This window comes from Mucilaginibacter gossypii, assembly GCF_017569325.2.
Taxonomy (GTDB): Bacteria; Bacteroidota; Bacteroidia; order Sphingobacteriales; family Sphingobacteriaceae; genus Mucilaginibacter; species Mucilaginibacter gossypii.
In genome coordinates this window covers 6,489,009-6,514,947 of sequence record NZ_CP071878.2, presented here as the reverse complement: position 1 = coordinate 6,514,947, position 25,939 = coordinate 6,489,009, and the positions used below count along the sequence as shown (strand labels likewise).

The 25,939-nt window shown below is 43.7% G+C and carries 24 protein-coding genes; 12 read left to right on the top strand and 12 right to left on the bottom strand.

The features are described 5' to 3' along the window. Positions 1-123: 123 nt before the first annotated feature. The 5 genes from J3L18_RS27975 to pdhA form a co-directional block, all read right to left on the bottom strand. Positions 124-741 (bottom strand): anthranilate synthase component II, encoded by a 618-nt coding sequence (locus J3L18_RS27975; RefSeq protein ID WP_091167367.1) that lies wholly within the window; start codon positions 739-741, stop codon positions 124-126. Between the two features lie 72 nt (positions 742-813). Then, positions 814-2,223 carry an anthranilate synthase component I family protein gene (locus J3L18_RS27970; protein WP_129567955.1) on the bottom strand — a complete coding sequence of 470 codons (1,410 nt, stop codon included), beginning with the start codon at positions 2,221-2,223 and terminating at the stop codon, positions 814-816. A gap of 248 nt (positions 2,224-2,471) precedes the next feature. After that, positions 2,472-2,897: a cytochrome B gene (locus J3L18_RS27965; RefSeq protein ID WP_129567954.1), complete on the bottom strand. Its 426-nt coding sequence runs from the start codon at positions 2,895-2,897 to the stop codon at positions 2,472-2,474. Positions 2,898-3,198: 301 nt separating this feature from the next. Next, entirely contained in the window at positions 3,199-4,854 is a 1,656-nt protein-coding gene (locus tag J3L18_RS27960; RefSeq protein WP_129567953.1) for a dihydrolipoyl dehydrogenase family protein, read from the bottom strand. Positions 4,855-4,992: 138 nt separating this feature from the next. After that, positions 4,993-5,988 carry a pyruvate dehydrogenase (acetyl-transferring) E1 component subunit alpha gene (pdhA, locus tag J3L18_RS27955; protein ID WP_090534807.1) on the bottom strand — a complete coding sequence of 332 codons (996 nt, stop codon included), beginning with the start codon at positions 5,986-5,988 and terminating at the stop codon, positions 4,993-4,995. A gap of 467 nt (positions 5,989-6,455) precedes the next feature. Between pdhA and J3L18_RS27950 the strand changes: the two genes are divergently transcribed. Next, on the top strand, positions 6,456-7,061 hold the full coding sequence (locus J3L18_RS27950; RefSeq protein ID WP_112658808.1) for a C40 family peptidase: 606 nt from the start codon (positions 6,456-6,458) through the stop codon (positions 7,059-7,061). A 62-nt stretch (positions 7,062-7,123) separates the two neighbouring features. Further along, complete coding sequence (locus J3L18_RS27945) at positions 7,124-8,251, top strand: CapA family protein (protein WP_129567952.1); 1,128 nt, start codon at positions 7,124-7,126, stop codon at positions 8,249-8,251. Positions 8,252-8,468: 217 nt separating this feature from the next. Here J3L18_RS27945 and J3L18_RS27940 read toward each other — a convergent pair whose 3' ends face one another. Continuing rightward, on the bottom strand, positions 8,469-8,657 hold the full coding sequence (locus J3L18_RS27940) for a hypothetical protein (RefSeq protein ID WP_090534854.1): 189 nt from the start codon (positions 8,655-8,657) through the stop codon (positions 8,469-8,471). Between the two features lie 94 nt (positions 8,658-8,751). Between J3L18_RS27940 and J3L18_RS27935 the strand changes: the two genes are divergently transcribed. From J3L18_RS27935 to dinB, 3 genes are all read left to right on the top strand, one after another. Then, a complete protein-coding gene (locus J3L18_RS27935) occupies positions 8,752-9,699 on the top strand; it encodes an SPFH domain-containing protein (protein WP_129567951.1) in 948 nt (315 codons plus the stop codon). 25 nt (positions 9,700-9,724) lie between these two features. Continuing rightward, complete coding sequence (locus J3L18_RS27930) at positions 9,725-10,282, top strand: DUF922 domain-containing protein (protein WP_129567950.1); 558 nt, start codon at positions 9,725-9,727, stop codon at positions 10,280-10,282. Between the two features lie 524 nt (positions 10,283-10,806). Continuing rightward, a complete protein-coding gene (gene dinB / locus J3L18_RS27925; RefSeq protein WP_129567949.1) occupies positions 10,807-11,925 on the top strand; it encodes a DNA polymerase IV in 1,119 nt (372 codons plus the stop codon). Positions 11,926-11,975: 50 nt separating this feature from the next. On the opposite strand, the gene J3L18_RS27920 is transcribed toward dinB, so the two are convergent. The 3 genes from J3L18_RS27920 to J3L18_RS27910 all read right to left on the bottom strand — a co-directional run bounded on the left by J3L18_RS27920 (position 11,976) and on the right by J3L18_RS27910 (position 15,397). Beyond that, entirely contained in the window at positions 11,976-12,503 is a 528-nt protein-coding gene (locus J3L18_RS27920) for a hypothetical protein (RefSeq protein ID WP_129567948.1), read from the bottom strand. After that, the gene (locus J3L18_RS27915) at positions 12,503-13,492 is read right to left on the bottom strand and encodes an AAA family ATPase (RefSeq protein WP_129567947.1); all 990 of its coding nucleotides are present in this window, start codon (positions 13,490-13,492) and stop codon (positions 12,503-12,505) included. Before J3L18_RS27915 ends, J3L18_RS27920 begins: the two co-directional genes overlap by 1 nt. A gap of 75 nt (positions 13,493-13,567) precedes the next feature. Then, a complete protein-coding gene (locus J3L18_RS27910) occupies positions 13,568-15,397 on the bottom strand; it encodes an FAD-dependent oxidoreductase (protein WP_129567946.1) in 1,830 nt (609 codons plus the stop codon). A 90-nt stretch (positions 15,398-15,487) separates the two neighbouring features. On the opposite strand from J3L18_RS27910, the gene J3L18_RS27905 reads away from it, so the two are divergent. After that, complete coding sequence (locus tag J3L18_RS27905; RefSeq protein WP_090532080.1) at positions 15,488-16,024, top strand: YfiT family bacillithiol transferase; 537 nt, start codon at positions 15,488-15,490, stop codon at positions 16,022-16,024. Between the two features lie 324 nt (positions 16,025-16,348). On the opposite strand, the gene J3L18_RS27900 is transcribed toward J3L18_RS27905, so the two are convergent. The 3 genes from J3L18_RS27900 to J3L18_RS27890 all read right to left on the bottom strand — a co-directional run bounded on the left by J3L18_RS27900 (position 16,349) and on the right by J3L18_RS27890 (position 20,919). Further along, complete coding sequence (locus J3L18_RS27900; protein WP_129567945.1) at positions 16,349-17,440, bottom strand: acyl-CoA dehydrogenase family protein; 1,092 nt, start codon at positions 17,438-17,440, stop codon at positions 16,349-16,351. A 323-nt stretch (positions 17,441-17,763) separates the two neighbouring features. Beyond that, a complete protein-coding gene (gene pnuC / locus J3L18_RS27895; protein ID WP_129567944.1) occupies positions 17,764-18,396 on the bottom strand; it encodes a nicotinamide riboside transporter PnuC in 633 nt (210 codons plus the stop codon). A gap of 69 nt (positions 18,397-18,465) precedes the next feature. Then, a complete protein-coding gene (locus tag J3L18_RS27890; protein WP_311084708.1) occupies positions 18,466-20,919 on the bottom strand; it encodes a TonB-dependent receptor in 2,454 nt (817 codons plus the stop codon). 374 nt (positions 20,920-21,293) lie between these two features. Between J3L18_RS27890 and J3L18_RS27885 the strand changes: the two genes are divergently transcribed. The 6 genes from J3L18_RS27885 (at position 21,294) to J3L18_RS27860 (ending at position 25,632) form a co-directional block, all read left to right on the top strand. Then, positions 21,294-21,530, top strand: a complete 237-nt coding sequence (locus tag J3L18_RS27885) for a hypothetical protein (RefSeq protein WP_129567943.1) — start codon at positions 21,294-21,296, stop codon at positions 21,528-21,530. Next, entirely contained in the window at positions 21,515-21,808 is a 294-nt protein-coding gene (locus J3L18_RS27880) for a type II toxin-antitoxin system RelE/ParE family toxin (protein ID WP_129567942.1), read from the top strand. Before J3L18_RS27885 ends, J3L18_RS27880 begins: the two co-directional genes overlap by 16 nt. A 202-nt stretch (positions 21,809-22,010) precedes the next feature. Next, positions 22,011-23,756 carry an aspartate--tRNA ligase gene (aspS, locus tag J3L18_RS27875; protein WP_129567941.1) on the top strand — a complete coding sequence of 582 codons (1,746 nt, stop codon included), beginning with the start codon at positions 22,011-22,013 and terminating at the stop codon, positions 23,754-23,756. A 63-nt stretch (positions 23,757-23,819) separates the two neighbouring features. Further along, positions 23,820-24,284 carry an FKBP-type peptidyl-prolyl cis-trans isomerase gene (locus tag J3L18_RS27870; RefSeq protein WP_129567940.1) on the top strand — a complete coding sequence of 155 codons (465 nt, stop codon included), beginning with the start codon at positions 23,820-23,822 and terminating at the stop codon, positions 24,282-24,284. Positions 24,285-24,369: 85 nt separating this feature from the next. Then, positions 24,370-24,825: an FKBP-type peptidyl-prolyl cis-trans isomerase gene (locus J3L18_RS27865; protein WP_129567939.1), complete on the top strand. Its 456-nt coding sequence runs from the start codon at positions 24,370-24,372 to the stop codon at positions 24,823-24,825. 207 nt (positions 24,826-25,032) lie between these two features. Then, entirely contained in the window at positions 25,033-25,632 is a 600-nt protein-coding gene (locus J3L18_RS27860; protein WP_208057661.1) for a MiaE family protein, read from the top strand. Positions 25,633-25,939: the final 307 nt, after the last annotated feature.

Here is a 25,939-nt window from a genome sequence, read left to right as displayed (position 1 = left end):
GAGGGTCCTCTGCGAGAGCCCCTGCGGTTCGTCACATGCATGGCCGCAGATATCAGGGTCCTCTGCGAGAGCCCCTGCGGGGACGTTATATCAATTTTTCAAAGTTATCATTATTTCATAAAACTAAGCCTTAAGCCAGTTTTGCATCATTTCCTTACCATAATCGGTCAGGATCGATTCGGGGTGGAATTGTACGCCCCTTACATCGTATTGTTTATGCTTAAGCGCCATGATAGAATTATCGGCTTCATCAATAGCGGTAACCTGCAATGAATCGGGCAGGTCATTGCCGCTTACTACCCATGAGTGGTAACGCCCAACTTTAAAGCTTTCGGGCAAACCGGCAAATAGTTCTTCATCGCCATCGGTCACTTTTATCGGCGTCGCGATACCGTGCATAGGCTGGTTAAGATTGTACAGGCTCCCGCCAAATACTTCGGCAATCGCCTGCTGACCAAGGCATACCCCAAATATGCTTTTGGTGGGTGCATACTTTGCTATAACATCCAGGAGCAAACCAGCCTCTGAAGGAATGCCCGGCCCCGGCGATAGGATGATCTTATCAAAAGCCTCCACATCCTCAATAGCAAACTGATCATTTCTCCAAACCTCGCATTCCAGGCCGAGCTCGTTAACCAAATGCACCAGGTTATAGGTAAAGGAATCGTAATTATCGATGATCAGAATCCCCCCCCGCCCCCTAAAGGGGGTGCTTTCCGTTGTATTTGTATTTTCTTTCATTTTGTTTTATATATCTTCAATATTTGTCAAAATTATTATTCACTATTGTTCCCCCTTCAGGGGGGTAGGGGGTTACAGCTCCTCCGCCAGTTCAAAAGCCCTTCTCAAAGCCGAGATCTTGGTATCAACCTCCCTTAGCTCACTTTCGGGGATCGAACCGGCGACTATGCCGGCGCCTGCCTGGTAATGCAACGTATTGTTCTTGCTTAAAAACGAACGGATCATAATAGCATGGTTAAAATCTCCGTTGAAGCCCAGGAAACCTATAGCACCGCTGTAAAAGCTGCGTTTTATATTTTCGTTTTCATCGATGATCTCCATGGCACGGTATTTTGGAGCGCCGCTCAGCGTGCCCGCCGGGTAAGTATCAGCTACAACTTTAAAGGCCGATACGCCGGGCTTCAGTTTTCCGCTTACGTGTGATACCAAATGGATCAGGTGCGAGTAATACTGAACCTCTTTAAATGCCTTCACGGTTACATTTTCACAATGACGGCTCAGGTCGTTACGGGCCAGGTCAACCAACATTACATGTTCTGCCGACTCCTTAGGGTCATTTTCCAGGTTGCGGGCCAGCTCAGCATCGCGCTCATCATCACCGCTGCGTTTAAATGTTCCGGCTATCGGGAATATGTTAGCCACATTATTTTTTATGGTGATCTGCGCCTCGGGCGATGAGCCAAAGATCCTGAAATCGCCAAAATCAAAATAGAAGAGATATGGTGATGGGTTTATAGAACGCAGGGCGCGGTAAACGTTAAACTCATCGCCCAGGAAAGTACGGGAGAAAGCCCTTGAAGGTACTATCTGGAAAACATCGCCCCGATAAATGTGCTGCTTCATTTTCTCCACTATGGCAATGAACTCATCGCCGGTAAGGTTCGATTTTTCATCGCCATTGCTTTTAAAGCTATACTCGGGGAAGTTTTTGTTTTTGATGAGGTATTCCAGTTTTTCGATACCGCCATTGGTTGGTGCACCTTCGGGCTGATTATGAAATATGTAAAGTTCATTTTTAAAGTGGTCGATAGCGATGATGTACCTGTAAATATGGTACTGCATCACCGGGATCTGGCGTGTAGCATCATCGCTTTGCTTTAGTTTAATGGTTTCATAATGTTCAACGGCCTCGTGGGTAAAGTAACCAAACAAGCCATTGGTGATCATTTTTAGCGGCAGCGAGTCGGTTTCAAAGCTACCGGTAAAATTGTTAAGCTGTTCAATCAAATCAAACGTACCAGCCTCGTGTACTTCCTGGCTACCATCGGGGTATTGTTTTTTAAGGATACCGTTATTGAGCACAATGCCGCTGAGCGGTTCGCAGCAAATGTAGCTGGTGCTGTTTTCGCGGCTGTGATAATCGGAGCTTTCCAGCAGCAGCGAGTTAGGAAATACATCGCGCAGGCGAAGGTAAATGCTCACTGGTGTAGTGGTATCGGCCAGCAGCTTTTTATAAGTTGTAGTAATTTTAAATGTGCTCATGTTTATTTTTCAAATATCTTAAAACAAAAAAACCCGGCGAATTGGGGTCGCCGGGTTTCCTATTTAGGTTCACAATTGATTAGGTTGTCTCTGATCAAAAAGCGCAAGCCGGCTGCCAATTTAATTGGTGCCACCAGCTATTTTTATGTGTGTTTTTAATCATCGCGGTCACAAATTTATAAAGAAATTTGAATTGTCAAATTTTTTGTGAAATTATTTATTTGCTAAATCCTATTAGCTACGTAGAATTACTGTGGAATAAGCATAATACCTGCCGAAATAAGTACAATCCCTATTAAATAGAAGATAGCGATGGCTTTATGCTTAGCCTCGGGCAGTGCTGCTTTCTTTGATTTGCTGTGCCCGATAGTAATCAAAACAATGGCAATAAGCATAATTACCCAATGCTCAACCGTGAAATAGCGGGTAACAGGGTTTTTCATGGTATCCTTGCTAAACTGCACCATCGGACTGATAAAAAACAGGATGATGCCCAGCAAAAATTGTGTATGTACCGAGATCATGGCAAACAGGTTAAGCTTACGGTTGCCCTCGCCATATGGTCTTTTACCCAGCCAGCCCATAAAGGCACGTACAAGGGCCAGCAATACCAGTACAATAACAATGTACCTGAAACCGGAATGAAATTCCTTAAAAAAGCTATAAAGTGTCATACATCAAAATTTGCCGTGAATATACACATATAGGTCATTGAAGTCATTAGGTCATTGTGTCATTTTTTTGCAGACATAAACTGCCGTTAATAAAAAAATGTCATTGCGAAGAGCGGCATGGGTAAAGAGCATCCGGGGCGACGTGGCAATCGTAGCCATACATATCGAACTGGCATTGGTTACGAGATTGCCACGCTGCGCTGCAATGACATTTTTTATAATTTATCCCATAAACAAAAAAAGCGATGAGCCTAAACCCATCGCTTTTCAAAATCCGAAATCGAAAATCCGATATCCGAAATTATATCAGCAGCCTTACCGGCTCTTCTAATAATTGCTTTAATGTTTGCAGGAAGGCAGCAGCTGTAGCACCGTCAACCACGCGGTGGTCGGCGCTCAGGGTAACCTTCATGATGTTGCCAGGTACTACCGCACCATTTTTAACAACCGGAACAGCCTGAATACCGCTTACAGCAAGTATACATGCGTTTGGTGTGTTAATGATGGCCGTAAACTCGTCAACGCCAAACATACCAAGGTTTGAAATGGTGAAAGTAGAACCTTCCATTTCGTTTGGCTGTAGTTTTTTAGATTTTGCTTTGCCTGCAAACTCTTTCACTTCAACCGAAATGTGGCTTAATGATTTACCATCGGCAAATTTGATAACCGGTACCAATAAACCTTCGTCAACAGCAACGGCAACGCCAACGTGAACGTGCTCATTAGTGCGGATCTTATCACCCAGGAATGATGAGTTGATAGCAGGGTGCTGCCTTAAAGCAACAGCGCAGGCTTTAACAACAAAATCATTAAATGAAATTTTAACCGGGGCGATCTCGTTCATACGGGTACGGGCCACAATAGCCTGGTCCATATCAATGCTCATGGTTACATAGAAATGCGGAGCAGTAAACAAGCTTTCGCTTAGGCGGCGGCTGATAGCTTTACGCATTTGAGTAACCGGCCTTTCGCTGAATTTCTCTTCGCCTGTAAAGGTTGGCAATACGATAGGTGCTTTTGCAGCAGCAGCCGGAGCGGCAGCAGGTGCAGCTTCAGTAACAGGAGCCGCAGCCGGTTTAGCCGACGGTGTATATTCTTCCACATCCTTTTTAATGATACGGCCGCCTTCAGCGCTGCCTTTTACATCATTAAGGTTGATACCTTTATCTTTAGCTATTTTACGTGCCAGCGGAGATGCTTTTACGCGACTATCATCATCAGATGAGCTTTCAGTTGTGGCAGCAGGGGCAGCTTCAGCTGTTTTAGCTTCAGCAGAAGGGGCAGCTTCAGCGGCGGCAGGGGCCGAACCACCATCCTGTAATAACGGGGTAATGTCGGTACCTTCTTTACCTACTATGGCAATGATATCATTTACTTTAGCGGCTTCACCTTCTTTAACACCTATATATAACAAGGTACCGGCTTCGTAACCCACAACTTCCATGGTAGCCTTATCGGTTGCCACATCAGCAAGTGAATCATCTGCTTTTACTTTATCGCCAACTTTAAAGTTCCATTTTTCAATGGTACCTTCGGTCATGGTATCGCTCAATAATGGCATGCGGATAACCGTAGCCGGAATGCTTGATAAATCAACCTTAGGGGCGGCTGGTGCCGGAGTAGCGGCAGGTGCTTTGTCGGCAGCTGGTGCCGCTTCCTTAGCAGGCTCTGCGGCAGCGCCACTGCCAGCCTGGTCAAGTAAAGACTTATAATCTTCACCTTCTTTACCTAAAATGGCAATTACAGAATCAACCGGGGCGGCAGCACTTTCCTGTATACCTATATACAGCAATGTACCATCCTGGTACGATTCAAAATCCATGGTAGCTTTATCAGTTTCAATCTCGGCCAGTACATCGCCCGATTTAACCTTGTCGCCAACTTTTTTATGCCATTTCGCTAATACCCCTTCGGTCATGGTATCGCTCATTTTAGGCATTTTTACTACTTCGGCCATATATTAATAGTATTATAAATTCAGTATAAATATAGTTAGTTCTTATCGTGAAGTTTAAAGTCTGAAGTTTTTAGCCTGAAGTCTTTTTTTTGACCGCAAAGACTATAGGCTTTCGACTTAGTACTTTCGACTTAAAACTTAGTCCCTTATATAAGGGTAATCTTCTTGAACGTAAACATCTGTATATAATTCAGATGCATCCGGCCATGGCGATTCTTCAGCAAACTTCACAGCTTCGTCAACAATAGCTTTGATCTTAGCGTCCATTTCGTCAAACCATGCTTCATCAGCATATTTTTCGGCAAGGATAGTTTGTTTGGTAGCCTCAAGAGGGTCTTTCGCTTTATAGCTTTCCAACTCCTCTTTAGTACGATACTTTTGCGGATCGGACATGGAGTGACCTTTATAGCGGTAAGTACGCATTTCAAGGAAGGTTGGGCCTTCGCCTGCACGTGCGCGCTGAACAGCTTCGTCCATTGCTACGTGTACCGCAGCAGGGTCCATACCATCAACCGGCGATGAAGGGATTCCATAAGGCAGGCCTAGTTTATAAATATCAGTCTGCGCGGTTGTACGCTCAACAGAAGTACCCATGGCATAACCATTGTTTTCGCAAACAAAAATTACAGGCAGTTTCCAAAGCGCAGCCATATTAAAGGTTTCGGTAAGCGCGCCCTGGCGTACGGCACCATCACCCATATAGGCAATGTTCACAAACTCGGTACCTTTATATTTTTCGGCAAAAGCAATCCCGGCACCCAGTGGTACCTGGCCGCCCACAATGCCGTGACCACCATAAAAATGTTTTTCTTTATCAAACATGTGCATAGAACCACCTTTGCCTTTTGAGCATCCGGTAGCTTTACCATACATTTCGGCCATAATGGCGTTTGGAGTTACACCTTTAGCAAGTGCATGAGCATGATCGCGATATGCGGTGATCATACTGTCTTCAGGTTTAATTACAGACATGGCTCCGGCCAAAACAGCCTCCTGCCCAATATATAAGTGGCAAAAGCCCCTGATCTTTTGTTGTCCGTATAACTGTCCTGTTTTTTCTTCGAACCTGCGCATCAATAGCATCTGTTCGTACCACATCAGGTAGGTGTCCTTGTTTATTTCGATTGAACTCATGTATTAAACAACCTTTTTGGAGTAAAGCGCAAATCTAATTATATCCTGCAAAATATCGAAACCTCAAGCAAATTGTTGCAAAATTTTATTTGGTGGCCTTAAAGTTTATTTAAACACAACAAACCGGCTGTTTATTAGTTTGGCATGTCCCATTGAGTTAAAATAGAACTTAAAAAAACACACCAGGAGGCAATAAATTATCGTTTTGCGAAGTTTTAGAAGGGTTGTTTTTCGCGAAAGACTAAAAAAAGCCTTTAAATAATTACAACCAAATTACATTAATACACGTACAAAAGCCTGTTTATTAAAAGGATGTGTAATAAAAAGCACTTTTTTATATTTTTTGAAAAATAAGCTGCATTTATTTGCAATTTTAAAAAATATAAATAGTTTTGTAGAGCACGATAGACATAGTGTCTGATTTAATAAACAATTTGTTGTCCTAACTCAACAAACAAACTGATTAAATGAAGAAATTTGCCCTGGCTATTGCCTTACTTTTCAGCGTCGTAGCTTCACAAGCTCAAACCAAAAGTGCCCAAAGCACCAGTGATGATAACAAAGACGACCAGGAAAGTTTAGGTAAAGCATACTTTTCCCAAATTATGGGAGTTGCTTTATCTGCTACCTCAAACATGAAACTTTTTCACTTTGTTTACGATTGGATTGGTACCCCTTACCATTTTGGCGGAAGCTCAAGAAGAGGCATTGACTGCTCAGCCTTCACCAAAGAATTGTACAGCGAAGTTTTTAACCTTGATATTAAACGTAACTCACGCGATATTTTCAGCATGGTTAACCCTGTTGGTAAGGATGAGTTAAAAGAAGGCGATTTGGTTTTCTTTAAGATCCACAGCCGCAGCATTTCGCATGTAGGTATTTATTTAGGTAATAATAAATTTGCTCATGCCTCGTCAAGGGGTGTAGCCATCAGTAGCCTTGACGATGCTTACTACAGCCGTTTCTTTTATAAAGGCGGCAGGTTGTTAGCTTCATTTAAGGACGAGTTTAAAGGTTCGGCATCGACGGGTAGCAACGACATGGGCGACGACGTAGACGAAAGCAAGAACTAAACGATTTTGAAATAAATAAACTATTTTGGTCCCTTCATCCCGGTGAGGGGATTTTTTTTATAATGAAATTTTTATTGCTCACGGCAGCCTGCCTGGCGCTGTTTTTACAGGCGTGTAACCATCCGCCAAATAAAAAACAAATCCTGGCCCCTGCACCTAAACCCGATACTGCCGCTACAACAACTACAGCCGTTGTTCAGCATGATTCATCCATATCCATTGCCGCTGTTGGTGATATGATGCTCGGAACATCGTACCCTAATAATTACACCCTCCCGCCTGACAGTGCTAAAAACAGCTTTAATGTTATTGCCGACGAACTAAGAAACGCCGACGTAACCTTTGGCAATCTTGAAGGCAGCTTGCTTGACGGAGGAAATCCGGCACATTATAAACTGCATCAAAGAAGCAAGGCGTACCTGTTCAGGATGCCAACGGCTTATGCCGGCGTTTTTAAAAACGCCGGTTTTAACTTGCTGAGCCTGGCCAATAATCATATAGGCGATTTTGGCGATACGGGCCGGATAAGTACCACTCACGTACTTGATAGCATAGGGATTAATTATGGCGGATTGCTTAGCCACCCCTCCACAGTGTTCGAACGTAACGGTGTTAAATATGGCTTTTGCGCTTTTGCCCCCAATGCCAATACCCTGCCTATTCTCAACCTAAAGAACGCAACCCGTATCATAAGCCAACTGAAACAGCAATGTGATATTCTCATTGTATCGTTTCATGGTGGTGGCGAGGGCGTAGCTTATGAACATATTCCTTTTGCAATGGAATCATTCATCAGCGAAAAGCGTGGCGATGTAAATGCCTTTGCCCATAATGCTATTGATGCCGGTGCGGATATTATATTGGGCAATGGCCCGCACGTGAGCCGGGCAATGGAGGTTTATAAAAACCGGCTGATCGCTTACAGTCTCGGTAACTTTTGTACTTATAAATCAGTAAGTGTGGCAGGGGTTTGCGGCCTGGCGCCATTATTAAAAGTAAAGCTGAACAAAAAGGGGGAGTTTTTAAACGGACGCATCATATCCCTAAGGCAGGCGCATGATAAAGGGCTTGAGCTTGATTCGCTTAACCGTGCTGCTATCCGGATCAGGGAACTTACAGAAGCTGATTTCCCCGATGCGGGATTACTTATATCCGACACCGGGGAGATCAGCCTTAATCCGGCTATTTAAAATATCAGCAGATAAAAAAGACATAGGGTAAATTAAGCCAACGTGTGGACTCACCCCGACTTCACCCCGACTTCGCTACGCTCGTCACCCCTCTATGCTGCGCAAAGAGGGGATTTTAATTTTTTCCCACCCTCTTTGCGGCACAGCCGGAGAGAGGGTGGTCCAGCGAAGCGCAGACCGGGTGAGTAACTATGCAATTTGCAGCTAACATGCACATTTAAGCCGCTTCATCCTTAGTATTACGCACCAGGCTGATACCCGTTGTAAAAAATATTAATGAGATAATACCTATTACCACCATGGTGGTTATTTGTGCGCTATGGTTTATGATAGCTACACCGGTATAAATAAGGCCAACTATACCAAGCACGCTCAATATAGCTCCAAAAGTTCGTTTTAAGTTCATGACAGGTGTGTTGTTTTTTATAAGCATTTTTTAAAAAACAAATAACACACCAATAATTAATGCTACTTTTATTTTAAACATAATAAACCAAACCATGCCCGAATCATTTGGATCATTGATAACAATCATCATTTTTGCTGTTATCCTTATTACTATTTCCACCTCGTTTGTGTCTGTAAAACAGGGCACTATAGTAGTCATCACCGTATTTGGCAAATACCGCCGCATCCTAACCCCGGGGCTTAATTTCAAGATCCCTTTTATCGAAAACATTTACTCCAAAATCTCTATCCAAAATCGCTCGGTTGAGCTGGAGTTCCAGGCGGTAACTTACGACCAGGCTAATGTGTATTTTAAGGCCATGCTGCTGTACTCGGTATTGGACCAGCAGGAAGAAACCATCAAAAACGTAGCTTTTAAATTTGTTGACGAGCGCAACCTGATGCAGGCCCTGATCCGTACGGTTGAAGGCTCCATCCGTGCTTTTGTAGCCACCAAACGCCAGAGCGAGGTACTGATATTACGCCGCGATATTGTGGAACACGTAAAAGAGCAACTGGATGTGATACTGGAAGGCTGGGGCTACCACCTGCAGGACCTCCAGTTAAACGATATTACTTTTGATGATGTGATCATGAAATCAATGAGCCAGGTGGTGGCATCAAACAACCTGAAGGCCGCTGCCGAAAACGAAGGCCAGGCCCTGCTCATCACCAAAACCAAAGCTGCCGAGGCAGAGGGTAACGCCATCAAAATTTCGGCCCAGGCCGAGCGTGAGGCAGCTCAATTACGTGGCCAGGGCATTGCGCTGTTCCGCGAGGAAGTTGCCCGCGGTATGACTGTAGCTGCTAAAGAAATGGCCGAAGCCAACATGGATACCTCGGTGATTTTGTTCACCATGTGGACAGAATCCATCAAACACTTTTCCGAAAACTCAAAAGGGAATGTTATTTTCCTGGATGGCTCAACCGATCAGATGCAACATACGTTAAAAGAAATGATGGCCTTAAACCTTTTACATACCGACAACGTCAAAAAGTAAAAGTTTGAAACCGCCAGTTTTTTAAATGAAAAGAAATATAGTGAAAGTGATAGGCCCTGCGGCCATGTGCGTTTTAATGATGATTGCGCCTGCTTCGGCACAGTCATTTCACCAGTTAACTGCCAATGATTTTTGGGGAACGCCGCGGGCTAATGCCGGCGGCGTTGTAGCTTATACCAACTGCACCATCGACTACCGGTACCAGGCCCGGCGCGAAGGCAGGGGTTACCGGCTTAATTTTAACATCAGGCTCATCCTTAACAACAATAAATCATGGCTTGATAAAAGCAGGGTTAATACGCCGCAGCAACTCAGCGAAATACTGAAACATGAGCAGGGCCATTACACCATTGCGTTTTTAGAGCAGCAGGAGCTGTTACGCATAGTAAGCAATACCCGTTTCAGCAATAATTACAACTACGAAGCCATGGCCATTTTTAACCGCATCGACGCCAAGTATAAACAGCTCAATGCCGATTATGATGAGGACACGGCTCACATGACAGATCGTAAGCAACAGCACAGCTGGGATGCGTATTTTCAACAGAAACTTCAATTTTTACCGGGAGATACCGAGAGTTGATTTTTCAGATCCTCTTTGCATGTTCAAGCGTCCTTCCGTCAAGCTTACTGCAATCGCCCGTGCGTTATAAACGCAAACCCAGCTACGCACTCGTTACAAACCTACCGTGTACCCATATCTTTTTAATTATTAGTATTATGAATTAAAAGAAGATGTCATATCGACGAACCTGTTAGGGAATTTGCGGATGTGGTGAGGAGAAATCTTATACATCCAGCTCTAAACTATGTAAAGCGGCTCTACAGGGCGTATAAGATTTCTCTTTCGCTCCTATGCTTAGGCTTGCCCAGCTCTATCGAAATGACATTTTTTTTAAAGATATGGGTGCACGGTAGGTTAAAAACGAGCGCGAGTTAAGATGTGTTTCTGCGGTGGTCGGCTTATCAAAGCAAAAACACACACCGCCACACCTCTCAAGAGGGGAATCGCACATTCCCAGGCTTTTCACTCTAAGTTAACAGGCTTTCAATCTGCCACAACAATTGCAGCAAGCCAGCAACCCGCCTATATTTGCTTTCATCACCATGACGGAGCAATCACCAAATATCCACCGTAAAATTATCCATATTGATATGGATGCTTTTTACGCGTCGGTTGAGCAACGGGATTTTCCAGAATACCGGGGTAAACCTTTGGTGGTTGGCGGTTTGCCCGAAGGTCGGGGAGGTGTGGTGGCTACCGCCAGTTACGAGGCCCGAAAATTTGGCATCCGTTCGGCAATGTCATCAAAAAAAGCATTACAGCTTTGCCCGCATGCTTTGTTTGTAAGGCCAAGGTTTAATGTATACCGGGAGGTATCACAGCATATCCGGGAGATCTTTAGCCGTTATACCGACTTGATAGAACCACTCTCTTTAGATGAAGCTTTTCTGGATGTAACCAACGATAAGCAGGACATCGGCTCGGCCATTGAAATAGCCAAACTTATCAAACAGGCTATTAAAGACGAACTGCAGCTCACCGCATCGGCAGGAGTGTCTATCAATAAATTTGTAGCCAAAATAGCCTCTGATATTAATAAGCCCGACGGCCTGAAGTTTATCGGGCCATCAAGCATCGAAAACTTTATGGAGCAGCTACCTGTCGAAAAATTCTTTGGTGTAGGCAAGGTGACCGCTCAAAAAATGAAACAGATGGGCCTGCACACCGGAGCCGATCTGAAACGAATGGAAGAAAGTGACCTTGTAAAACACTTTGGCAAGGTTGGCAAATTTTACTACCAGATAGTGCGCGGTATTGATAACCGCGAAGTGCAACCCCACCGCGAAACCAAATCACTGGGCGCCGAAGATACTTTCGCTTATGACCTGACAACTCTTGAGGAAATGGAGGCTGAACTGGATAAAATAGCGATCACGGTTCATAACCGGCTGCTTAAATATGAATTGAAAGGCCGTACCATCACCCTCAAGGTAAAATATCATGATTTTAAACAGATCACCCGCAACCAATCATTCCCAACACCAGTAAACGATCTGGAAACAATCAGCCATACGGCCAAACAATTAATGGCCTCAACAGGTGTTGATGATGTAAAAGTGCGGCTGTTGGGCATTTCGCTTTCAAACTTTGGCGAATTGCCGGTTAAGCAGCGGGATGATAAAGACCTTGGACCGGGGGATCAGCTGGAATTGGAGTTGTAGAGAGAACGAGCATCTGCACAGAAACATTTCATTAATCGTAAAAACTCAAATTAAAGATTTCTCATCGCGTCTACATCCGCCTTATAGGTCTCCGTCTTAAGATACTTAATCCATTTTTTTAACTTTACCAGATTAGATGCTTTGTTTTGAATAAGGGCGGTGAAGAATCGTTTGAACCGTGAATCATTTTTACTGGTTGTTGACTTTGCGATTTTCGTGAGTTTCAGCAGCTCGGATGGAAGATCATAAGCAGTTATATCAACGCCTGCACCCGCAGCTTCGCTAAGCATAAACTGTTCGATAGCCGGACTTATCTGGATGATATAATGATGCTTGCTTTTATGTTTGTGCAAAAAAATCGGATCACTGTTAATCACTAATTCAAACTCGTTCAAATAGTCAACCTGCTTTTTATCTTTATCAATAATACCAACTGAAAAGTCATTTTTAAACTTTTCTTTCATCACCTTAGTTACGGTACCGCAGCCTTTTTGATGATTATATTGCTTTTGCGGAGGAACAAGAGTTTCCAGCAAATTAGTATCTACAAAGCATTCAGGGATAAAGCAAAGATCCATCAGATATAATAACTTTCGCTGTTGGTAAACAGGTCGACCCCATTTTGATAAATTTCGTGAAGTTGCTTATCAGTCAGCCTTACGACTTTCGTCTCGTGACGTTCATAATCGACCAAATAAACTGACAGGTCATTTATGGCGTTCTCCAAAAAGTCATTAAGAATAAAAGGACTGTGCGTGGCCATGAAATATTGGTTTGACTGATTGTAAATCATTTCCTGCGTAATTTTCGCTATATAAGGCGGAAATGAATGAGCCTCCGGTTCCTCAAAAAGCAATACAGAATTTGAACTGCTTGCTATTGCAGTCTTGAAAAACACCATCCGTTGAAGCGTATCTGCCACTGAATTATATGGTATCAGGAAGATGTCCTTATCCCGTTTGTTATTTTGCAAAATTTTTAACTGCTGGCTTGCGCGGTCAAAAACTAAAGATAGTCCATATTCCTCAAACCAACCTGAGATTTCTAAACGCAAATCTTCGTTTTGCTCAATAACATTCAACAGGTTGTAGCCATAAGGTGGGATTAATGTTCTGGCTGTTCCTTTGTGATAAGTTGTATTTGGATTGAAAATATAACGCCTGATACTTGTTGGCGCAATGTTAGCCATCCTACTTGGCTTAACGTTTGAATTATCGTCAACTTCGAGCTTTATTGAATAATTTTCTCCATCCAATGAAATTTCCAAACCCGATTCACGATCATAAAAGATTTTTGCAATGTTATTTCCTGCATAAACAGTAGCCGGCTTCTGGATATTACCTCGATAAAAAATTTCAGGCTCCGATTCATATCGAACCAAATTGGTAAAAGATTTGGCAGATGAAGGGCGAAGAAACGGCGTAGTAAAAAGCGAGAGCGCTTCAATAATATTGGACTTACCAACATTAGGGCGACCTATAAAAAGATTAATGCGCCTGCAACCGTTAATCTTTAGTGATTTGATCGATTTGAAATTCTTGATCTGTATATCGTTTATTTCCGCCATAAATAAGTGAAGATACTTCTTATTTTATGTAAATATACAGTTTTATAATTCCTCGCTTAAAACAATAAATGCCACTTAATTCACCATCCTCCCCGCAATATCCACCGACCTTGCAAAAGGATTAAAAAACCTGTTGGCCAGTATGGCAAACTCCCGGCGGGTTACCGGCCGTTTCATATCAAAAGCAGAACTGAATTTATATTGATCTTTCCAGGCCTTTTGCATGGCAATTTCCAAAGTATGCGGATCGGTTAGCGTGGTTTCGCTGATAAACGATAATAGGTTTCCTACCGTGAACACCGGGCCGGGCTTCTCTTTATTAAACCATAAAAAGCCCCGGGTATAAATCTCTTCCAGTGTTGGTTTGATTTCGGCTGTGGCAACTAAGGAATCAGGCTGAAATAACAAACGCGCAGTATTGCCCTCCGTTTTTTGTACGCCTTTTAATAACCCTGAAGCACCTATTTGTTGTATTGCCCTGAAATACGGGTCGGTTGGTTTAATATCGGCAAAAGGCATGATCCAGGCTTTAAAATCAAGTAGTTCACCCTGGATTATCCGCACATTTAAGTTTTGCGTAGTGGTTTTAAAAAAGGCGCAATAGGCTGCGGTTGCACCGGCGCCCTGCCCAATAGCCATTTGTACCGAGGGGTACATGGTGCTAGCATTTACCAGGTGCGTTACCGACATGGCTTTTTCCGTTACCAGTAAATTATCCAGGTCTTTAAGCACAATAGCCCCCAGCGGTACGCCATAGGCAGGGAAAGGCGGGTAAATAACTTTCGGAACATTGGCATCTGTATAATGCTGCCCCGGGGAAGCATCGCCAACGGCAATTGCTGTACGGTAAAGCTTTGATTCGCGGTCGTAAGGTTTGTACACATCATCCAGCATCATCCTCACCAATCCTTTTGTCGCGCGACCTGCCTCGCGCAAATATGGAATATATGGCAAATGATCGGGGGTAGTAAAGTCTTCGTCCAAACCGAGGTTTTTGTAGCCCAGTTCGGTTTGCAGATAGTAAATCAAACCTAAAGTATGCAAGCGTGCTTTGGCAAAAAAAGCTTCCCGGTTTTCCGGCTTTAAATTATCAGGGGCAACTGGGAACTGGTTTCCGCATTCGGCCCATTTGATCGTGTATTTATCATTGGGCAGCCTGCCGTCATCAAGCATTTTTTTAATATTCTTACCCTTAAGGCAGGTATACGCTGCTGTATCATATCCTTCGGGCCTGGGAATAGTTTTATCGGCGGAAGCGCCAAAATCTTTCAAAATGGCGATCCATGTTAAGTCCTGTAGTTGTGCCGATTCAATATCAGGCGCCAGGGCCTCGGCGGTTTGTTTTTTACTCTCAAAACCATAAACATAGGTTTCGCCTGCTTTGGCAGCTACATCGCCGGTTTCGGTTGCATCAATTACAACTTTGGCTTTTACGATTGTGGTTTTACCATCGATAGAAAAGCTTACATCCCAGCCGGTACCATCTTTTTTAATGCCTGTAAATGGGGTATTTAGTTTTACGGTGAGGTTTTTTACCGTGTCGGTTATTTTTTTGAGGATAGCTGCCCCGGTATATGGTTCAAATCTTAGCGTAGCATTGTAAGCCGTATCATAACCCGGGGTTTTGCTGTAAAAATCCCGAACCCTGCGCCTGAACTCGCCCCAGATGCCCGTTGGTAAATTGCGGTTACCTTCAATTATGCTCATCCCGCCAGCTGTTATGCTGCCGCCAAGCCAGGGGCCTTGTTCAACCAGCATGGTTTTTAGTTTGCTTCGTGCACCTTGTATGGCGGCGGCTGTTCCGCTTGCGCTTCCGCCTACAACTAATATATCGGTTTTAATGGTTTGCGCAAAGGATAGCGTACAGTTAAAAACTAAAAGTACCGCCAGTAACTTTTTTATCATTAGTTAAATTAACAATCTACAGAACGCTAAAATAGGTCAAAAGCTTGTGGTAGTATAAAATAATACCTAATTTAAATTTTTTTAACATTTATGATGACAGACGAACAAATGAAATACCCTATCGGGAAGTTTGCGCCCCCGGCTTCATACACTACCGAAGATATGCGCGGCTGGATTGAAGATATTGCTACCCTGCCGGGGAAGCTGCGTCATGCAATTGCCGGCCTTAATTACCAGGAACTGGATACGCCATACCGCACCGGCGGCTGGACACTGCGCCAGGTGATTCACCATTTGGCCGATAGCCACATGAATTCCATTACCCGCTTTAAGCTTGCCCTCACTGAAAATAACCCAACTATAAAGCCATATGAAGAGGCCGACTGGGCGCTACTACCAGATTATCGCCTGCCGGTTGAGCCATCATTAAAAATGCTGGAAGGCATCCATCAGCATTTTGTAGCCCTGTTTGAAAGTTTCACCGAAAACGAATGGGCACGCACTTTTGTTCATCCGGCCTCGGGCGAAACGATATCGCTGAAAAAAGGACTGGCCCTGTACGCATGGCATAGCAACCATCATTTGGCACATGTAACCGAAACGGTGAAGAAGTTTGCGAAGGTTTGATTTGAGGTGAAAGGATAAAGGTAAAAGGCGAAAGGTGTGTTTTACGGAATAAAGTTCATGTTCCCTCAGGGTCTCTCTGCGAGAGGCTCTGAAGGGACGTTATGACGTGAATGTAAGTTATGGATTATCGGATGCGTTTTTTAATTGATTTATAAATATGGGCGTTGCCTGCGGCCCGGGCTGTACGCTCATACGGCACAAGGCCTTAGCCACAGGCCGGTATCCGCTCCCATCCCTAACGCAGCCCCATGCACCATCTTTAAATAAATTTCAAATGTCATTCCGATTTTTTCCGGGGTCACGAACGAGCTAAATGAATATCTTTTAATCAATCGATTCAAAGGTTAACAGCGAATGTTGCCCTGCGGTATGCAGGTCCCGCCATACCTGGTTAATTTCCGTATCGGGGTTGGCGGCGGATAAACCACAGTAGGTATAAAGCCTATCCACACTTTCGCGCGAAACTTTGGCCAGCTTCCGGCTCATTAAACTTACTTCCTGTAAGCAGTTATTATCGGCCGAGTCAAAGTTGTTCCATGAGTAATCAACAGCCTGGTAAAATTCGGCGCGGACTTCATTGAGTAAAATGATCTGATCGGCCAATAGTTGTTGAATGTATTCTTTTTGCGGCTCGGTTAAACGCGGGTTTTTCATCCGTTCATCAAAGGCCGGTCCGCACAGGTCAAGAAAATGAACAGCTAATCCCGAAAGGTTAGCGGCCAGCGTTGCTTCGGCTAATTGCAGAAAGGGGTAGCGGTATAAAGGCTCGTCGATAACCGTATACTGTGGGTCGATCTTAAAACTGCGGTTTTTATCAACGTACAGGTCTTTTACTTCATAGGCATCGCTCCCGGTAGCCATCATGCCAACATATTTCCAGGCCGGAAAAATACTAACATCTTTTTTGTCGAAAACAAAAGGAAGTATCAGCGGTTCGCCCTCATCATTCAAAACAGTTTCATCGCCTTTTTTAATGATGCAATTTGCGGTGATATGGGTTGCATGATGCGCACCGCTGGCATATTGCCAGGCACCGTTGATGATATAGCCATCTCCGCTGATGGTAGCTGTACCTGTTGATGCACCGCTACCTGCCAGGCATAATTGCGGATTGGCCATGATCTCTGCAGCTAAAGCTGGATCCAGAAATCCACCAAACCAACCTGCACCTGCACAAAGGGTCACTACCCAACCCAAACTGCCATTGGCCCAGGCCAAACTTTCTTCCAGCCGTACCATTTGCGGCAACGCCAATTGCAAACCGGAATAAGCTTTCGGCACTAAAAATTTAAACCAGCCCTGCTCATAAATAAGCGCCAGCTGGCTGGGCTGCAGCCTGCCGGCCTGCTCAGCTGCAGGAGCTGCTTTCCGTATGATATCTACCCATTCGGGTTTTAAATTTTGTGATGGATGCATTTTTTATTTAGCTTAAAGCTGAAAGCAAAAGGCTTAAAGCGTAACAGGCAATACTCAATTTACCATCAGGATAACAAAAGATACTGACAGTATTTTGTCAGTGTTCAATTTTTGAAAAACGGGTGTTCAACGTTTCGGCTCCTTAAAAACACAAAGCGCTGATTACCAGAACCAAGGCGTTCAACTTGATTAAAATTGAATTTTAACCAATTCGTAAAGCATTGACTATCAACCATATTTGTTTTTCAAAAAACGCCGGGTGTTTACACTTTTTAAAATTGAACACCTGGTACAACCTGGCCATTGAATATTTTTCCTAACCTCTAATCTCCAACCACCAACCGCTCTGCCTCTACCTGTTTCTTCCATTCAAAATACCCCCATATCGCTACGATGAATAGGAATATCGTAAGCATGGCAAACATGGGCAGCTTTTTATAAAACAGCAAGGGCACGGCAAAAAAGTTGGAGATGTTCAGAAAGATCCAGTTCTCCATTTTTCGGCGGGCCAGCAACCACATGCCTGCCCAGGCGGTAGAGGATACCAAAGCATCCCAGCCGGGCACGTTTGACGGTGTAAAATACTTAGCAGGTAGGTTTTTGATCATGTAATAAAATACCACCCAACCCACAATGCTGATCGCCAAACTTATTATCCATTCACTTTTGGTGGAGTAGGTAATTTTTACCGAAGGCTCGTTCCGTTTCTTTACCCAGTAGATCCAACCATAAACGCTCATTACAATGTAGTAGCCGTTCAGTACCGATTCGGCATATAAATGAACTTCCATCAACAGAAATATGGATATGGCCGTACCCAGTATCCCTGCCGGGTACAACAATATGTTATTTACGCGGGCCAGCAGCACCTCGGTAACACCCAGCGCAACAGCAAGCCATTGCAGCCAGGTAGTTTCCTTTATTTGTTCAATGAACAGGTCGAGCCAGTGTTGCATATCCTAATTTTCAATTCGTGAAATTTGATCCAATTCGTAAAATTTGTGTCGATATAAAATTAGTGCCCATTAAAATCCCAGACTCAACGATGCCATAAAGTTTCGCGGCGCCTGCGGGAAGTAATAGTTGTAGTTAATTACATGCCCGCCTTCAATATCCGGGTAGGTAGCGCCATTGTTTTCATACTTCTCGCTGAAGATATTATTAACCTGCAGGCCAACAGTTATGTTTTTAACCGAGCGAACACTGAAGCTGTACCTCAGCCTCACATCGTTCACAAAAAAGCTGTTCAGCAAACGGTTGGCGGCATAAGGATTAGCCGCATTATCGGGCGCTATGCCAAAACCTTCGGGATTACGGTTCATGGTATTATCTAAGTATTGCTTGCCTACATATTTGCTGATGAAAGCAATTTCCCCGCCTTTAACAGGGCTGTAACTGATTACGCTTGAACCGGTGAATGACGGCGAATAGGCGATATCTGTTTTGGCAAATGTTTCCTCAACCAGCGAGCCATCATCATAATTAGAGAAAAACTGGTGATAGTTTTTAATCTTGTTAGTGCTGAGGGTTGCGGTAGCGCTCCAGTTTAACTGATCAGTGATTTTCACTTTTCCGCTGAATTCCAAACCCGCGCGGTAGCTGTCCTTTACGTTGGTACGCACCGGGCTACCTACATCATTCAATGACCCGGTTAATACCAACTGATTTTTATATAGCATGTAGAAACCATTCAACTCCCCACTAAAAACAGGTGAGCTGAAGCGGTAGCCAGCCTCAAAATCTTTCAGGTTTTCTGGTTTCGGCCGGTTTTGCGGAGGCGAGTCGACATAATCATCGCGGTTGGGCTCATGGTTGCCCACCGCAAAGGAGGCATACACATTACTGTGCTCATTAAACTGGTAAGTAACACCTGCTTTAGGGTTAAAGAAGTTTAACTGCGCTGTTTGCTGGGCATTGTTAAGGTTTTTGTCGATACCGTAAAATGAATAATTAATGTGACGGTATTGCATATCGGCATACAACAAAAATTTGTCTACATGCCATTCGGCGCGGCCAAAAATATTAAAGTCTTTCTTTTTAGCATTATCCCGATAGTATTGATAGTTAGGGCCAACGCCTATGCTTTCTTCGGCAGAAATAATATTACCATAATGCGCACCTTTATATTCGTTGTAGGCGCCACCAAGATTGAAGTTCAGTTTGGTAGTAGGCTGATATTTTAAGGCATAAGTAACACCATAAAAATCATTATTAAGCCAAAGCCTGCGAACAAGATTAGTGGTTGAAATGGTATCGGTACCATAAATAACAGGTGATAAACCATAATTACTCACAGCATCTCCTTTCCTGTACTCTTCGTAATATCCTTCGCCATGAGTGTAATGCAGGGCCCCGCTGAACGACAGTTTATCCGAAAACTTTTTATCGTATAGCAACTGGTAATGGTTTTGCAGGTAATCGTCAACCTGGTCTTTATAAAAGGCTCCGTTACCCATATCTCCCAGTTCGTTATAAGTACGGTTATCCGGGCGGGTATCATCGCCTATTACATAATCGGCTACGCCGTTCCAGGCCTGGTAAGTACGCTCATGGCCCGAGAACACGTTTAATCTTAAAGTACTGTTATCACCATAATAAGCACCGCTTACAAAAAATGATTTTAACCGGGATGATGCACGGGCGATATACCCGTCGGAACGGATGCGCGATAACCTGCCGTCGATACTGAACCTGCCGCCAAGCAGACCAGTCCCTACGCTTACGGTGTTTTTTAGTGAACCGTATGAACCTGCCGAGTTATCGAGCTGAGCATAGGCGGTATCCCTGCGAGTAGCCGTTTGTACGTTGATACTACCGCCAAAGGCACCTGCTCCATTGGTTGAGGTACCCACACCACGCTGGATTTGCAGGGTGTTGATAGATGATGCGAAGTCGGGCAGATCAACAAAGTATGCGCCCTGGCTTTCCGCGTCATTTAGAGGGATGCCGTTAACCGTTACGTTAATACGCGATGCGTCTGACCCTCGGATGCGGATCCCTGTATAACCTATACCCGTACCTGCATCAGAGTTGATCACTACCGATGGCGTTTGGTTAAGCAGATAAGGCAGGTCCTGGCCAAAGTTGTTTTTTTCGAGATCTTTTTTGCTGAGGTTAGTGAATGCTGTAGGTGAGTTTTTACCTGCACGGGTAGCGGTTACAGTAACCTCATCGGCAGTAAATGTACTGCCGCCCAATAAAAAGTTAATTGATTGATTAGCAGCAAGCGTAACACTTTTGGTTAAAGGTTGATAGCCGATATAGCTTGCTTTAACGGCATAATTGCCTTTTTTCAGATCGTTAAAACTATACTTACCTGCAGCGTCGGTAACGGTGCTTTGCTGCGGGTTTAAAATAGTAATAGTTGCGCCGGGCAATGCTTCGCCGGATTGATTGGTCACTTTCCCCGAAATGGAAAGCTGGGCCGATGCCATAACAGGCAACAACAGGGCCATAACAGCCACAAATAAATTTTTCAAAATGTTGTAAAACAAAAATTGAGTTAAACCATCTGCGCGCCAGGGTAACGCGGCAGTACACTTAACTTATTTACCTTTATCCCTCCGCCGGCATTATCCGGATCAGGTGTGGGGGGAAGTCGTGAGCCGGAAGTCGTTAGTCCAAAGTCGCTTTGACTTAAGGCTTAAAACTTAGTACTTATTGACTTACTCCCTGGGTATGATCTCAGCCCGTCTTTCAGTTTGGTAAAACAATCTGCAGTTTGTTTTGCAACCAAAGCAAGGCACCCCTTGAGAATTATTGAAGCAAAGATAGGTTTTGATTTGAGAATTGGGAGCTAATGTTTCAATATATTGAAACTATATGCGTATTTTTGATAAAAGCGAGAATCAAAATGACGGCAGTTGAGTTAAAGGAAAAGCTTATAGACAAAATCAATCATACAGATGATGTTGCGTTACTAAATCAAATTTCAAGAGTTATTGATCTTGATACTGAAGCTAATGATATCTACATATTGAGTGCGGATGAAGTTAAGGCAGTTAAAGAGGGAATTGATCAAATTGAAAACGGCAATTTTTTAACAAATGATGCAGTAAATAATTTGATTGATAAATGCTTAGGGAGATAAAATGGTCAACAAGAGCTGTTCAGGAATGGGTGGATATTTTAGAATACTGGATAGAAAGAAATAAATCAAATACATATAGCTTAAAGCTCGACCATTTATTTAAAGCGAGTTTCGCAATTATTGCAACGTCACCCGAAATAGGAAGACCTACTGATTTTCCACTTGTCCGGATAAAAATCATTCGTGATTATATTGTCTATTATCGAATTACTTCAGAATATATCGAAATTTTAACGGTTAGAGATAGCCGAAGAAATCCTAAGAAGTTCAATTTATAAATCTATCTGCAACTTATAAATGGCTTCAGAACTCAGGATTGCAGTATTACCTCAAAATTCAAATCTTACTAATTGCTTTATGCCTAAATATATTTTTAAAGCCTTTATTGGCTTTTAAATTAACATGTTACTAAATTCGAAATCGAAAATCCGAAATCCGAAATCAAAACCCTACTTTTGCAGACTTTTATAAAACATTGTTATGCTTAGAACTCATACCTGCGGCGAATTAAATATCAGCCATTTAGGCCAAACAGTTACTTTATGCGGTTGGGTACAAAAATCGCGCGATTTGGGCGGTACCACTTTTATCGACGTGCGCGACCGTTATGGTTTAACCCAATTGATATTTAACACAGATACAGATGCTACCTTGCGCGAAAAAAGCCGCGGGCTTGGTCGTGAGTTTGTGATCAAAGTTACCGGTGATGTAATTGAACGGGCCAGCAAGAATACCAAAATCCCAACCGGCGAAATTGAAATTGCCGTTACTGATATTGAAGTGCTTAATGCCGCCAAGCTGCCGCCGTTCCTGATTGAGGACGAAACCGATGGCGGCGAGGAACTGCGTGCCAAATATCGCTACCTCGACCTGCGCCGTAACCCTATCCGCAACAACCTGGTACTTCGCCATAAGATGGCGCAGGAAGTGCGTAAATATTTAGATAAGCTTGATTTCATCGAAGTTGAAACCCCGGTACTGATCAAATCGACCCCGGAAGGTGCGCGGGACTTTGTGGTGCCAAGCCGTATGAACGCAGGTGAGTTTTACGCTCTGCCACAATCACCTCAAACTTTTAAGCAATTATTGATGGTGAGCGGCTTTGACCGTTATTTCCAGATCGTAAAATGTTTCAGGGATGAGGACTTACGTGCCGACCGCCAGCCAGAGTTTACGCAGATCGACTGCGAGCTTTCGTTTGTGAGCCAGGAAGATATCCTGAATATTTTTGAAGGCCTTACCCGTCACCTGTTCAAAACTGTAAAGGGTATTGATTTGGTTGAACTGCCGCGCATGTTGTATTCAGATGCTATGCGTTTATACGGATCTGACAAACCCGACCTACGTTTTGGGATGGAGTTTGTTGAGCTGAATGATATTGTTAAAGGCAAAGGATTTAGCATTTTTGACAATGCAGAACTGGTTGTTGGCATCAACGCCAAAGGCTGCGCAGGTTATACCCGTAAACAGGTTGATGAGCTTACCGAGTGGTTAAAACGCCCGCAAATCGGTGTAACTGGCATGATATACTGCCGTTACAATGAGGATGGTACTCTGAAGTCATCAGTCGATAAATTCTATAATGAAGATGAGCTGACCAACTGGGCCGCTGCTTTCAATGCCGAAAAAGGCGATTTGATGCTGATCCTGGCCGGTGGTGCCGATAAAGTACGCAAACAACTGAATGAACTACGTTTGGAAATGGGCAACCGTTTAGGCCTGCGCGATAAAAATACTTTTGCACCACTATGGGTTGTTGACTTCCCGTTGCTGGAGTGGGACGAAGAAAGTGGCCGTTATCATGCTATGCATCATCCGTTCACCTCGCCAAAACCCGAAGACATTGCCATGCTGGATACCGAACCGGGAGCTGTACGTGCCAATGCTTATGATTTGGTGATCAACGGTACCGAAATTGGTGGTGGCTCTATCCGGATCCACGACCGCGGCTTGCAATCATTGATGTTCAAGCACCTTGGTTTCTCGCCGGAGGAAGCACAAAAACAGTTTGGCTTTTTGATGGATGCTTTTGAATATGGAGCACCTCCGCATGGTGGTATTGCTTTTGGTTTCGATCGTTTGGCATCGATATTTGCAGGTTTGGATTCAATTCGCGATGTGATCGCATTTCCTAAAAATAATTCGGGCCGCGATGTGATGATCGATTCACCATCAACCATTGCCGAAGCACAAATGACCGAACTAAAAATAAAAACAACGGTTTAATCAACCCAAAACATAAATTGAGCCTCCTTTATTGCAAAGGGGGCTTTTATTTGGACCTCCATCATGAAAAAATACATTCTATTGCTAAGCGCGGTTATTATTACACTGATGATGTCATGTGATAATTCAGCGAAATTAAACCGGGCTAAACAAGCCAAAACAGATGATTCGCTGATCCGCGTTTACCTGAAGGCCAACCCGCAGATCAAAGTGCAGAAACACCCCTCCGGTATTTATTACCAGGTTTTATCCGAAGGTAAGGGGAGGAATCCTAACGAAAATTCGTTGGTCACTGTAAATTATACCGCAGCATTGTTAAATGATATGGTAGTTGATAAAGCGAGCGGTTTTTCAAGCTCGTTAGACCGTTTGATTAAAGGCTGGCAAATAGGCATCCCGTTGGTAAAAGCGGGCGGCACCATATTGCTCATTGTACCCTCGGGCCTTGCCTATGGTGCCAATGGCGTAGGCCGCATCCCCGAAAATTCGGTATTGGTGTTCACTGTCGATTTAACAGAATTTAACTAATCTTCCCAAAATAAGTTCAATTATTGTAGCGTTCTGTAGCTTTTGCGCGTCAAATTAATCCAAACAGAAACAGAACTATTAACTAATGAAGAAATTTCTATTATTCGTATTCGCCCCATTGGTGATCCTAACCTCGTGCTCAAAAGACAAATTCGATGCCTCAAAACAGGCAGCCACGGATGATGCCGCAATTAAAGCTTATGTCGGTACCGACACTGCTTTTCATGCTACAGCTGATGGATCTGGTGTTTATTACAAGATAGTAACACAGGGAACAGGTGCAAATCCAACCATTAACTCGACCGTTAAAGTAACCTATACCGGCAAACTATTGGATGGAACTACATTTGACTCGGGCACCATAAACCAAAGCCTGCAGGGCCTTATTAAGGGTTGGCAATCGGGCCTGCCGTATGTCAAAACCGGCGGTCGGATTATTTTGGTGATTCCCTCAAGAGAAGGCTACGGCAATAGTGCGGCCGGAAGCATCCCCGCAAATTCGGTTTTGGTATTTACAATTGATCTGCTTAGTTTTAGTTGATTTAACTAATGCTATAGAAAAACCTTGCTGGTATGGTTTTTACTGCCGGCATGATGTGCTAAACACGGCAACCGGTACTCATACCGGATCAAGCGCCAATAACGAAGGCTATCCCATAAAGATGGTCTTCATTTTTTTATCTCCACGGTAAAAATACCTTTTACCTTTCGCCTTTAACCTTTCACCTCCAAAAACTATCTTTGTACTGTGAGTGAGAAAACCATCCTAAAACTGCAGTTGCCTACCGATCCGCTTTGGGTTAAAAACGTGGTAGAGAGCAATATTGAAGAAATTTTGACCGATCATGCTTTTTGTGAACAAAAGGCTGCCAGCAATGCCATTACCCTTATTGTTCAAAACCCAAACCTGAGCGAATTAGTACAGGAAATGGCCCTGCTGGTGCAGGAAGAAATGGATCATTTTAAACGCGTACATGATATTATATTGGAACGCGGTTATATTCTTGGCCGCGAGCGGAAGGACAACTATGTGAACGAGCTCAGAAAATTTATCATCACCGGCGGTGGCCGCGAAGCCCAGCTAATTGACAGGCTGCTGTTTTCGGCCATGATAGAGGCCAGGAGCTGCGAACGCTTCAAAGTGCTGTCCGAAAATATTAATGATGAACAACTGGCCACTTTTTACCACGAACTAATGGTAAGCGAAGCAACCCACTACTCCATGTTTATTCGGCTGGCCAAAAAATACGCTGAAGAAATTGATGTTGAAGCCCGCTGGAAACAATTTCTGGAATATGAAGCCCAGGTAATTCAGAACTACGGTAAGGGTGAAACTATTCATGGGTAAGTTTTGAGTCAGAAGTCGAAAGTCTGAAGTGTTGATCTGTATACTACCTTGCGACTTAGAACTATAGACTTTTAACTTAAGACTGTTCATGGCCTTTCCGCTGTTTTTTTAAATACCCAGGGTCAGTACAAATATGGCGTAAGCAAGCGCGAACCTGCTGCTATTTATATCAGGATTAATATTAATGAGCGCAATATTTCATTTTACTGCAAAAACCGGGTCTTTGGTGTACGGCAAAGAAATTACCAGCGTACCGGCATCAGCATAAACATCATCAAACAGCGCATGGAATATTTATATTCCGGCA